We start from the raw sequence: 12115 nt of genomic DNA, 5'->3' as shown, positions 1-12115 counted from the left end.
GGCAGCAAACCTCTATCGGCAATAGCCTGAAAGAACCGAACCATCTAAGGATGGATGTGTTGTGGTTCAAATGGAGGACATAATGCGCAAGGTTTCGATCACCTCATTGCTGGCGGCGCTTATCGGCCTCGGCGCCGTCACCTTAGTGGCCTTTCCGGCACAAGCAGAGGATCTGCAGCTGCAATTGGGCAAACATGGCCCGCGGCTGAAGCTCATGCAAGATTGCGATCCCGCCTATGACGATTGCGAAGGTCCCCGGCGCGACGACCGGCGCGACCGCCGTCAATCACGAGGCTGCACGGAAGACCGGGCCCTCGACAAGGCGGACCGAATGGGCGTCCGCCGGGCAAGGATAGAGTCCGTCGGCCGCCGGGAGATCGTTGTCCGCGGCAGACAGGATGGCGACCGCGTGCGCGTGACTTTCGGCACCGAGCGCGGCTGTCCTGTTCTCGATCGCGAATAGAGATTGACCCGAACTGGCAGCCGCTGATCAGACGACAATTAGGGCTTCCGATTGCTGAATTATCGGGCTTGAAAGCCCGCCACTGCGGCGATCTATCATCAAGCCGGTCGAGCCCGAGATGGCAGGCTCGACCGCCCCCACGCGACAATTACGCGCAGTAATTTTGCGTGATTGCTGTCTTGCGGTGGCGGGGTACCCCGCCTATGCTTCCTGATGAACATGATTTCCCCTGAGGCGGTCGCCAACAGCAAGCGCGCCTGGCTGAAAATTCTGGCGCGCTACAAGAAGCCTGACAGGCGGCGCAGCACAGTGGAACTCGCCATCACACTCATTCCGTTCGCCGTGCTCTGGGGACTGTCCTCGGCGGCCTATGCTTATGGCCATTGGTGGGGACTGATCCTGATCCTTCCCGCGGCCGGGTTTCTGGTCCGCATCTTCATGATCCAGCACGATTGCGGCCACGGCTCCTTCTTCGCCAATCGCTACGCGGACGACTGGATCGGCCGTGCGCTCGGCATCCTGACGCTGACGCCCTACGACTGCTGGCGGCGCGCTCATGCGACACACCACGCCAGCGCCGGCAATCTTGACGAACGCGGCATGGGCGACATCAGGACGCTGACCGTTGCCGAATATCGGCAAATGTCATGGCGAGGCCGCCTTGCCTATCGTCTCTATCGCCACCCGCTGGTGATGTTCGGGCTCGGGCCGATCTGGCTGTTCATCTTCGAGCAAAGGCTGCCCGTCGGCATGATGCGCGGCGGCCTGACGCCCTGGGTGTCGTCGATGACCACCAATCTTGGCATCGCGGTTGCAGCAGCCGTCCTCATCTGGTTCGTCGGCCCCGGCGCGTTCCTGGTGGTCCATCTGCCGATCGTCGTCCTCGCCGGTTCGGCCGGCATCTGGCTGTTCTACGTCCAGCATCAGTTCGAGGAAACGGAATGGGCGAAGGATGCCGACTGGGAATTCCAGCATGCCGCCCTGCACGGATCGTCCTATTACGACCTGCCCCCGGTACTGAACTGGTTTACCGGCAATATCGGTGTCCATCACGTCCACCACCTCTCCGCCAAGGTGCCGTGCTACCGGTTGCAGGAAGTGCTGCGGGATTATCCCGAACTGCGCAGCATCGGCCGCGTCACGCTGCTCGAAAGCCTGCGCTGCGTCAAACTGGCGTTGTGGGACGAGAACCGCCGCAAGCTGGTGTCGTTCCGCGAGGCACGGGCGGCCGCCTAAGCAATTCCAGGAAAAGTGTGAAACGGTTTTCCGTCCGGAATTGCGTTAAAACAAGAAAATAGAAAGACCGCCGCGTCATGGACGCAGCGGCTTTGCAAATTCCCTGGATCAGGCCGCCTGACGCTCGTCGCGCATCAGGATCTCGCCATGGCGGATCTCGGTGCCCAGCACCTTCAGACATTCGCGGATGAAGTTGGACAGGCCCGGCCAGCCCTTGGCTGACACGAGATTGCCGTCGACATGGGCGCCGGTCGGTGCGACGTCGATATAGATGCCACCGGCCAGCGTGACCTCCGGCTCGCAATAATGGAGTGCTGCGACTTCCCGGCCCCGCACCACGCCATCGACAGCAATCAGGATCTGCACGCCATGGCAGATGGTGAAGATCGGCTTGCCGGCCTCGTGAAAATGCCGCACCAGCGCCTGCACCCGCTTGTCGATGCGGATGTATTCCGGGCCGCGCCCGCCCGCCGCATAGACGGCATCGTATGCAGCTGGGTCCACCTCGGAAAACGTCTTGTTGAGGATGTAGTCGTGGCCGAGCTTTTCCGTGTAGGTCTGGTGGCCTTCGAAGTCGTGCAGCGACGTTTTCAATATATCGCCCGCCTTCTTGTCCGGACAGACGACATGCACGGTGTGGCCGACCGCATGCATCGCCTGCTCAAAGACGAAAATCTCATATTCCTCGCTGAACTCGCCAACGAGCATCAGTATCTTCTTGCCAGCCATTCCCGGTTCCTCCCTTGTGGCCATATTTATTTCGGATCACGAAATAATGAACCTATCCTAAGGGCAGGATGGCGAAAGGGAAAGCACAAATCGCACAATTGGTAAGACCAGTTGATGTCGATTGGCACCGGCATCGTCACAGGGTATTCCACAGCAGGCAAAACCAGCACCACTGGTTCGACCAGAATTCTGATCAGGCAGCCTTGATCATGTCAGCGGCCTTTTCGGCGATCATGATGGTCGGCGCGTTGGTGTTGCCGCCGATCAGCGTCGGCATCACCGAGGCATCGACGACACGCAAGGCCTGCATGCCGCGCACACGCAATTGCGGATCGACCACCGCCATATCATCGATGCCCATCCTGCAGGTGCCGACCGGGTGATAGATCGTGTCGGCTCGGGCTCGGATATGCGCCATCAGCTCGGCATCGCCCGAAACGCTGGCGGTGTAGATTTCCTTGTGGCGGTATTTGGCCAGCGACGGCGCCTCCAATATGCCGCGCATCATTCTGGCGCCCTTGAGCAAAAGCTCGGCGTCGCGTTCGTCGGACAGAAATCGCGGATCGATGCGCGGTGGCGCCAGCGGGTCTGGCGTCGACAGCCCGACCTCGCCGCGCGACTGCGGCCGCAGCACGCAGACATGGCATGAGAAGCCATAGCCCATATGAAGCTTGCGGCCATGGTCATCGACGATGGCGATGCAGAAATGCAATTGCAGATCGGGCCGATCGATCGCCGGGTCGGACTTGAGGAAGGCACCGCTCTCCGCGTAGGGCGTGGCGATCATGCCGCCGCCATCCTTGCGCCAGCGCCACAGATGCCGCAGCAGGCCAGGCAGACCGCGCAGGCCGATGCCCATCATGTCCGCATCCCTTGATGTCCAGCCCATGATGAAGTCGAGATGATCCTGCAGGTTCTTGCCGACGCCGGGCAACTCATGAACGATCGGAATTCCGTGCGCTGCAAGCTCGACAGCTGGCCCGATCCCGGACAGCAACAAGAGCTGCGGCGAGCCGAAGGCACCACCGCAGACGATGACCTCGCGCCTGGCTTTCGCAATGGCTTCGCCCTTGCCCGTGCGGTAGCGCACGCCGGCGGCCCGCTTGCCGTCAAGGACGATGCCCGTGGCATGCGCTCCGGTGATGACGGTAAGGTTTGGGCGGTCCATGGCCGGATGAAGATAGGCGGCCGCCGCCGAGCAGCGCTCGCCGTTGCGGCGTTCGCCCCAGAATTGCGTGACCTGATAGAGCCCCGCCCCTTCCTGCTCCGGTCCATTGAAATCGTCGTTGCGACGGATCTGGTTTTCGCCGCAGGCCTCGAGAAAGGCCCTCGAGAGAGCGCGCGGCTCCTGCTGCTCGGCGACCCGCAGCGGTCCGTCGCCGCCGTGCAGGCCATCCGCGCCGCGCTGGTTGCCTTCCGCACGCCGGAAATAAGGCAGCACCTCGTCCCATGACCAGCCGTCGCAGCCGAGATCGGCCCATTCGTCATAGTCCGCCGTGGTGTCCGCGTGTGTAGAGCATGGCATTGATTGCGCTGGAACCACCCAGCGCCTTGCCGCGCGGCTGGTAGCCCTTGCGCCCGCCAAGCCCTTGCTGCGGCACCGTCTCGAACGCCCAGTTGTTGATCTTCGGCCGACCCGGCAGCAGCGCGATGACGCCTGCCGGGGCTCGGATGAGCAGATCTTTGCCCTCGCCGCCGGCTTCGATCAGGCAGACCGTTTTCGATGGATCCTCGGAGAGCCGCGCGGCAAGCGTGCAGCCGGCGGACCCGCCACCGGCAATAACATAGTCAAAATTCATGACCTCCTCCTCGCACCCGGCGGATATTTCCGTACGGACGACCAAGAGAAGGCCCGATCACAGCTGATGTAAAGACGCGCGGAATTACCGCAACGTCAGCTGTTGCGAACGCGCCGCCAGGAATATTTCGGCCCTTTTGGTTCCGGCACGGCGGCTGGCTGGTAGTAGAGCCCCAATCCGCCGGTACGTCCCTCCTCCAGCCGCTTCAACAGCACCGGATTCGAAATCTCGAACTCGTCGAAGCCCAGCCGCAGCATATGCGGCAACTGGTCGACCAGAACCTGCCCGGTGGCGCGCACCGCACCTTCGAAATCGTGGCGGCTGCGCAGCAACTCCCCCTTGGAGAAGGAGCGGCCATCGCTGAAGGCCGGGAAGACCAGCGCTACTAGCGAGAGCTGGTCGAGTAGATCGGCGATCTTCTCGAGCTGATCGCCGGGCTGCAGCACCACACCGAGCCGTTCCCTGGCGGAGCGGCGCACCTCCGGATCGAGATCGAGGAACGCCTGCAGCGGCAGGATGAAGCGGCCGTTGCCGGACAGCGCGTCCGCGCTTTCGGCATGAGCCCACTCGTCCTCGCGAAAACCCGTCGGGGTCCAGAGGCGGATCTCCGGTGTCGTCGGTTCAGTCATCAAAAATTCCTAAAAATTCAAAGAAGCTCATTGTGTGTTGAGGTTCAGGTCAGGCCGCGCCGAAAATGGTGGCTTCCGAGAACCGGAGGGAGCGTACTTGAAGTACGTGAGCACCGGAAGCTGCCGTTCGCAAGCCGGCCTCACCTGTATATCAACATACCCTAAAGGGATGCGTCGGTCAGCGACTTCTCCAGCCCCGACAGGTGAATGCCGCACTCGGTCTTGGCATGACCGGCCCAGCGGCCGCTGCGCGCGTCCTCGCCCGGCTGCACCGGCTGCGTGCACGGGAAGCAGCCGATCGACAGATAGCCATAAGCGACCAGCGGATTTTCGCGCAACGCATGCGCGCGCATATAGTCGGCCTGGTCCGATGTCGTCCAGTGCGCCAGCGGATTGATACGGATGCGCGGGCCGACCGCTTCGAACACCGGAAGTGCTGCCCGGGTCGAGGCCTGGAAGCGCTTGCGGCCGGTGAACCAGGCACGGAAGGGGGCGACGCCACGCGCCAGCGGCTCGACCTTGCGCACGTCGCAGCAGGCGTCGGTGTTGCTTTGATGCAGATTGCCCATCGGATCGATCCGTTTGAGCGCCGCTTCCTCGGGCTTGATCACCCTTATGTTGGTCAGCCCGAAATCGGCGGCAAGCGCGTCGCGATAGCCGAGTGTCTCTTCGAAATGCTTGCCGGTGTCGAGGAAGATGACCGGCAGCGTGCGGTCGATCTTGGCGATCATGTGCAGCAGCACAGCCGAGTCCGCACCGAACGACGACACTGCGGCGATCTCGTCATGGAACAGTTCGCGGGCCGAGCGTTCGATGATCTCGAGCGGGTTCAGATGACCGTAAAGCGCATCGAGCCCCGCCGCCTTGGCGGCGATGCCGTCATCGACATCGGCAATATGGTCAAGCGGCCTTGGCTTCGCCAGCATAGAGCGCCTCCTTGAACGGCGCAGGACCGACTCGGCGGTAGGCGTCGATGAATTTCTCTTGTGGGTCGAGCCGAAGGCCGAGATAAGTCTCGACGATCTGCTCGATGGCGTCGGTGATCTCATCCGATGAGAAGCCGCGGCCGATGATCTCGCCAACCGAGGTGTTCTCGTCGGCCGAGCCGCCCAGCGTCACCTGATAGAGCTCGGAGCCCTTCTTCTCGACGCCGAGGATGCCGATATGGCCGACATGGTGATGGCCGCAGGCGTTGATGCAGCCGGAGATCTTCAGCTTCAGTTCGCCGATCTCGCGCTGCCGCTCCAGCGAGGCGAAGCGGCGCGATATTTCCTGCGCGATCGGAATCGAGCGCGCCGTGGCCAACGCGCAATAATCGAGGCCAGGGCAGGCGATGATGTCCGATATCAGGTTGGAATTGGCCGTCGCCAGGCCGATGCCGACCAGCGCATCATAGACCGCCTTGAGGTCGGCGCGCGCCACATGCGGCAGGATCAGGTTCTGCTCATGGCTGACGCGCAGCTCGTCAAAGGCATATGTCTCGGCGATGTCAGCGACCGCTTCCATCTGGCTGTCCGAGGCGTCGCCCGGCACCTCGCCAATGCCCTTGAGCGAGATCGTCACTGCCGCGTAGTCGGGATGGCGGTGCGTCACCACATTCTGGTCGAGCCACTCCGAGAACCCCTTGGAATCCAGCCGCGCCAGCTTGACCGCCTGGTCGCCCTCCGGCCGCTCGGTCAGCGCCGGTGGTGCGAAATAGGCCTCGATGGCGCGGATATCGGCTTCCGGCAGCTTCAACTCCGCGTCCTTCAATTCCTGCCACTCGGCTTCGACCTGGCGGGTGATTTCCTCGACGCCGGTCTCGTGGACGAGGATCTTGATACGCGCCTTGTACTTGTTGTCGCGGCGGCCATAGAGGTTGTAAACGCGCAGGATCGCCGTGCAGTAGGACAAGAGGTCGGCTTCCGGCAGGAAGTCGCGGATCTTGCGGGCGACCATCGGCGTGCGGCCCTGGCCGCCGCCGATATAGACGGCGAAGCCGAGTTCGCCGGCGGCGTTCTTCTTCAGGTGCAGGCCGATGTCGTGGGTCTGGATGGCGGCGCGGTCGCGCTCGGCACCCGTCACCGCGATCTTGAACTTGCGCGGCAGGAACGAGAATTCCGGATGCACCGACGACCACTGGCGCAGGATTTCCGCATAGGGGCGCGGATCGGCGACCTCATCGGCGGCAGCACCGGCGAAATGGTCGGCGGTGACATTGCGGATGCAATTGCCGCTGGTCTGGATGGCGTGCATCTCGACGCTTGCCAGATCGGCCAGGATCGCCGGAATGTCCGACAGCGCCGGCCAGTTGAACTGGATGTTCTGGCGCGTGGTGAAATGGCCGTAGCCCTTGTCGTATTTGCGGGCGATGTGGCCCAGCATGCGCAACTGCTTGCCGTTCAGCGTGCCATAGGGCACCGCGATGCGCAGCATGTAGGCGTGCAGCTGAAGGTAGACGCCGTTCATCAGCCTCAGCGGCCGGAACTGGTCCTCGGTGATCTCGCCGGCAAGGCGGCGCTGGACCTGGTCGCTGAACTCGGCGACGCGGGCCTGGACAAAATCGTGGTCGAACTCATCGTAACGGTACATGCTTCGTCTTTCAGGGCGCGTCCGCCCATGCCTGGTGTCTTGGTTATGCTGCCCAAGTTGACTGCTTGCCAGCCTGCTTGCCGAGATCGTTGCGGATGGTCGGGCCTGCGGCGCGGATTTTCTCGCGCAACCGCACCGGCTCGACGACGCCGTTGACGACGTCCGCATCGATCAAATTGACGTCGACCACTTCGTTGGCGGCGTAGGCCTTGGCGCCGATCGCCTCGAGCCTATCCTCGGCTGCCTTGTCATGGGCGAGGTCGGCATGGTCCACCGTCTCGGCCCAGCCGCCATCGGCATACCAGACGGCAATGCCGTCGGTCAGGCGGTTGGCGGTCAGTATCTTCATTGCTGAACTCCTTCGGCGACCGAACTGGACGCGCCTTCATGCCTGTGTGCCGCGAGCGGCTCGGACCGTTCAAAGTTGGCGCCGGCGACCGCATCGCCGATGATGGTCATGACCGGACCGGAAAGATCGGCGCGCGCTTCCAGCGACGGCAGGTCGGCAAGCGTACCGTGGAAGCGGCGCCGGTTGGCAAGGCTGGCATTCTCGACCACGGCCACCGCCGTATCCGGCGACAGCCCGGCCTCGATCAGCCGGCCGGCTACCTCGGCCGCCACCGAGCGGCCCATATAGACGGCGACGGTGGCGCCCGAAATAGCGAGCTTGGCCCAGTCGGGCAGCGAATTGCCCTTGAGGTCGTGGCCCGTGGTGAACACCATCGACGAGGAAACACCGCGCAAGGTCAGCGGCAGTTCAAAATCGGCGGCGGCGGCAAAGGCCGCGGTGACGCCCGGGACCACCTCATAGGCGATGCCGGCATCGCGCAGTGCCGCCATCTCTTCGCCGGCCCGGCCGAACACCAGCGGATCGCCAGACTTCAGCCGCACGACACGCTTGCCTTCACGGCCAAGCTCGACCAGCAACGCATTGATCTCGGCCTGGCTCTTGGTGTGGCAGCCCTTGCGCTTGCCGACCGGCAGGCGCTCAGCATCGCGGCGACCCATGGCAACGACCGCCTCCGGCACCAGCGCATCATGGACGATGACATCGGCTTCCATCAGCAAACGATGGGCACGCAAGGTCAAAAGATCCTCGGCCCCAGGGCCGGCGCCGACCAGGGCGACGTGGCCGCAAGCCGGCACATTCGACAGCAAAAGATCGACGGCGGCGTCATGCGCCTGCGAAAGCTGGCCGGCTTCAGCCGCGCGGGCAGGAGCGCCAGCGAAGAAATCATTCCAGAAGCGACGGCGGGCATTGCCTCTCGGCAGCAGATTCTCGGCAGCCCCGCGAAACGAAGCGGCAAGAATTGCCAGCGGCCCGAGCGACGGCGACAGCATGCGGTCGATGCGGCCGCGCAGCATCTGGGCAAGCACCGGGCCTGCACCTTCCGTGCCGATGGCGATGGCGACCGGTGCGCGGTTGACCAGCGCCGGGGTGAAGAAATCGCAAAGCTCAGGCCGATCGACGGCATTGGCCGGAATGCTTAAGCGCCGCGCATCCGTGACCACGCGGCGGTCGAGTTCCTCGTCGCCGCTGGCGGCAAACACCATGACCGCGCCTTCGAGCTGCGACGCGTCGTAGGCGGCGGCAAAATGGTTCGTGCCAGTCTGAGCGATGAAGGCCAGCAGGGCCGGCTCGGCATTTTCCGCGATGATCCGCAGGACCGCGCTCGACTGTCCGATCAGCCGCGCCTTGGCCAGCGCCTCTTCGCCGCCGCCGACGATGGCCACGGTCTGCCCCTCGACCCGCATGAAGACGGGGAAGGCATTGAGCTTGGGAGTAGTGTGCGACATGGGCGCGAGCGGAATCCTGAACAGGCTTGCAGTTCTACGCGCGAGCGCGAGAAACCAGAAGGAACGCACTCGCGCATCGCCTGTCGGGATGCAATCGCTTTTCTGAAAGCATCTCAGCCAAGAGAAAAATATTCCTCGTTGGTGGATGGAGCGGATTCAAGCTGCTGTCGCAGGCCTTGATTTACAGCTCTTTTAGCGCTCGGCGAGAAATGCCGCAAAACAGTTTTTTCTAAATTCTACCAATTTAGTAGATTAAAGCCGCAGGCATTGGACAACCGAATTGCCAACACCCGCGAGGGTCTGGTTGGAACATTACCGGCTCGGGGCGCGTTCCCCAAAAAGCCCATCGCGTCAGATCGAACCCGGCCGCGGCATGTCACAAGATGCCCGAGCGACTCAAAAAAGGAGCCTATCACCATGAGCACAATCAATCTGAAGCACGGCATCTGGGTCATGGTGGCCGATGGCGAGAAGGCGCTTTTCCTCAGGAACGCCGGCGACAACAAATATCCGAATCTCGAGGTGGTGCAGGAAATGCAGCAGGACAACCCGCCCACCCGCGAGCAAGGCAGTGACAGCCCGGGCCGATACAATGATGGTCCCTCCGTACACCGCAGCGCGGTCGAAGATACGGACTGGCACCGCATCGGCAAGGAGCGTTTCGCCGATGAGATCGCCGCCCGGCTCTACAAGCTCGCACATGGCGGCGAGTTCAACGAGATCGTGCTTGTCGCACCGCCGATGCTGCTTGGGACAATGCGCAAGAAGCTGCACAAGGAAGTCGGGGACAAAGTGATCGCCGAGATTCCCAAGACATTGACCAACCACGCCGTATTCGAGATTGAGGCCCTGCTGCAGGCAGCCTGATTGGTGTCGATCGAACGCGCCGGATCGAAACCGAATATCATCGCGCGACTTCAAATTCGACCGGCGGCTTCTCCGCCGGCCGACCAAGTTTTTGCGGCCGCACCGTCGATTTCATGGCTTTGCGGGTTGCATCGCCGACACCCCATCCACCATATTGCAACCAGGCGGCGGCTCCGGGCGGCGCCCATCCGACATCGCTGGTTTCGAAAGGCGCTCCATAGACAATGCCGCATGACACGCCCCTTATCGCCACCATCGTCGCCGGTCTGGGGCTGGCTTTCGTCTTCGGCGCTCTCGCCAACCGCTTCCGTATCCCGCCGCTGGTCGGTTATCTCGTAGCCGGCGTGCTGGTCGGGCCGAACACGCCCGGCTTCGTCGCCGATGCCGGCCTTGCCAACGAACTGGCCGAAATCGGCGTCATCCTGCTGATGTTCGGCGTCGGCCTGCACTTCTCGTTGAAGGATCTGCTGTCGGTGCGCGCCATCGCCGTGCCCGGCGCCATCGTCCAGATCGGCTTTGCCACCGCGCTCGGCGCCGGGCTGTCGTGGATGCTCGGCTGGTCGATGGGCGCGGGGCTGGTTTTCGGCCTGGCGCTGTCGGTCGCCTCGACCGTGGTGCTGCTGCGCGCGCTGCAGGAGCGGCGGATGATCGAGACCGAGCGCGGCCGCATCGCCGTCGGCTGGCTGATCGTCGAGGACCTGGCCATGGTGCTGGCGCTGGTGCTGCTGCCGGCGCTGGCCGGTGTGCTCGGCGGCCAGGAGCAGGCGGACGCCCATGCAAGCAGCCTGCTGTCGCTGCCGGCCAGCTACGGCATCTGGGGCGTCGTCGGCATCACGCTGGCCAAGGTCGCCGCTTTCGTCGTCGTCATGCTGGTGGTCGGCCGCCGGGTCATTCCCTGGATCCTGCACTATGTCGCCCACACCGGCTCGCGCGAATTGTTCCGGCTGGCGGTGCTCGCCATAGCGCTCGGCGTCGCCTTTGGCGCAGCCAAACTGTTCGGTGTCTCGCTGGCGCTGGGTGCCTTCTTCGCCGGCATGATCATGAGTGAGTCCGAACTCAGCCACCGCGCGGCGGAAGAATCGTTGCCGCTGCGCGATGCCTTTTCCGTGCTGTTCTTCGTCTCGGTCGGCATGCTGTTCGACCCGTTCAGCCTGATCAGCAATGGCTGGCCGATCCTGGCGACGCTGGCCATCATCGTCATCGGCAAATCGTTGGCGGCGTTCGTCATCGTAGTTGCCTTCGGCTATCCCCTGGCCACCGCACTGATGATCTCGGCAAGTCTTGCCCAGATCGGCGAATTCTCCTTCATCCTGGCCGAGCTCGGCGTCGGGCTGAAACTGTTGCCCGAACAAGGTCGCGACCTCATTCTGGCCGGCGCCATCCTGTCGATCGTGCTGAACCCGCTGATGTTCCTGGCCATCGACTGGATGAAGCCATGGCTGGAGCGGCGCGCCGCCAGGACGGCACCGCCTGTCGAGGCAAAGCCGGTTGGCCCGGCGACGGAACCGGGCCAGGTGGCCTCTGTTGCAGCCACGACGAAAGCGGAAGACGGGCCGCCGCCCAGGACAACCCTCACCGACCACGCCATCCTGATCGGTTATGGTCGCGTCGGCAGTCTCGTCGGGGCATCGTTGAAAGAAGCCGCCCTGCCCTTCCTCGTCGTCGAGGATGCCGACAAGACACTGGCGAGGCTGAAGGCCGATGGCATCGAGACGGTCTCCGGCAACGCGGCCAACGCCGAAGTGTTCGCCGCCGCCAATCCCGAAGGGGCGAAGCGGCTGATCCTGGCCATTCCCAATGCCTTCGAGGCCGGCCAGATCGTGCTCAGGGCACGTGCAGCCAACCCCGGCATCAACGTCATCGGCCGCGCCCATTCCGACGCCGAGGTCGAGCACCTCAAGGGCCTCGGCGCCAACACGGTGATCATGGGCGAGCGCGAGATCGCCCGCGGCATTGTCGAAGAGGTGCTTGGCCACAAGCCGTGGGCTGCCGAACCGTCCGCGGCCTGAGCCGACCGTGATTGG

10 protein-coding genes and 1 pseudogene are annotated in these 12115 nt (G+C 63.4%); 4 read left to right on the top strand and 7 right to left on the bottom strand.

Annotated features, from left to right (window positions below):
• The first annotated feature begins 82 nt into the window (after positions 1 to 82).
• Entirely contained in the window at positions 83 to 463 is a 381-nt protein-coding gene (locus C8D77_RS01475) for a hypothetical protein (RefSeq protein WP_170136648.1), read from the top strand.
• Between the two features lie 213 nt (positions 464 to 676).
• Entirely contained in the window at positions 677 to 1699 is a 1023-nt protein-coding gene (locus C8D77_RS01470) for a fatty acid desaturase (protein WP_109658828.1), read from the top strand.
• Positions 1700 to 1807: 108 nt separating this feature from the next.
• Here the strand turns inward: C8D77_RS01470 and C8D77_RS01465 are convergent, their stop codons facing one another.
• The 7 genes and pseudogenes from C8D77_RS01465 to cysG form a co-directional block, all read right to left on the bottom strand.
• Positions 1808 to 2428: a DJ-1/PfpI family protein gene (locus C8D77_RS01465; RefSeq protein ID WP_109658827.1), complete on the bottom strand. Its 621-nt coding sequence runs from the start codon at positions 2426 to 2428 to the stop codon at positions 1808 to 1810.
• A gap of 193 nt (positions 2429 to 2621) precedes the next feature.
• Positions 2622 to 4227, bottom strand: a pseudogene (locus tag C8D77_RS01460) (GMC family oxidoreductase).
• Between the two features lie 95 nt (positions 4228 to 4322).
• On the bottom strand, positions 4323 to 4856 hold the full coding sequence (locus tag C8D77_RS01455; protein WP_109658826.1) for a DUF934 domain-containing protein: 534 nt from the start codon (positions 4854 to 4856) through the stop codon (positions 4323 to 4325).
• Positions 4857 to 5017: 161 nt separating this feature from the next.
• Complete coding sequence (locus tag C8D77_RS01450) at positions 5018 to 5782, bottom strand: phosphoadenylyl-sulfate reductase (protein WP_109658825.1); 765 nt, start codon at positions 5780 to 5782, stop codon at positions 5018 to 5020.
• On the bottom strand, positions 5757 to 7427 hold the full coding sequence (locus C8D77_RS01445; RefSeq protein ID WP_109658824.1) for a nitrite/sulfite reductase: 1671 nt from the start codon (positions 7425 to 7427) through the stop codon (positions 5757 to 5759). The genes C8D77_RS01450 and C8D77_RS01445 overlap by 26 nt, the downstream gene beginning before the upstream one ends.
• A gap of 43 nt (positions 7428 to 7470) precedes the next feature.
• A complete protein-coding gene (locus C8D77_RS01440; protein ID WP_109658823.1) occupies positions 7471 to 7776 on the bottom strand; it encodes a DUF2849 domain-containing protein in 306 nt (101 codons plus the stop codon).
• Complete coding sequence (cysG, locus tag C8D77_RS01435) at positions 7773 to 9224, bottom strand: siroheme synthase CysG (RefSeq protein WP_109658822.1); 1452 nt, start codon at positions 9222 to 9224, stop codon at positions 7773 to 7775. The genes C8D77_RS01440 and cysG overlap by 4 nt, the downstream gene beginning before the upstream one ends.
• A gap of 417 nt (positions 9225 to 9641) precedes the next feature.
• Between cysG and C8D77_RS01430 the strand changes: the two genes are divergently transcribed.
• Entirely contained in the window at positions 9642 to 10091 is a 450-nt protein-coding gene (locus C8D77_RS01430) for a baeRF12 domain-containing protein (protein WP_109658821.1), read from the top strand.
• A 224-nt stretch (positions 10092 to 10315) separates the two neighbouring features.
• A complete protein-coding gene (gene ybaL / locus C8D77_RS01425) occupies positions 10316 to 12100 on the top strand; it encodes a YbaL family putative K(+) efflux transporter (protein ID WP_109658820.1) in 1785 nt (594 codons plus the stop codon).
• The last annotated feature ends 15 nt before the right edge of the window (positions 12101 to 12115 follow it).

This window comes from Mesorhizobium loti (genome assembly GCF_003148495.1).
In the GTDB taxonomy this organism is placed as follows: domain Bacteria; phylum Pseudomonadota; class Alphaproteobacteria; order Rhizobiales; family Rhizobiaceae; genus Mesorhizobium; species Mesorhizobium loti.
Note: the sequence above shows the minus strand (reverse complement) of the source record. Positions and strands in the feature narration are given on the sequence as shown.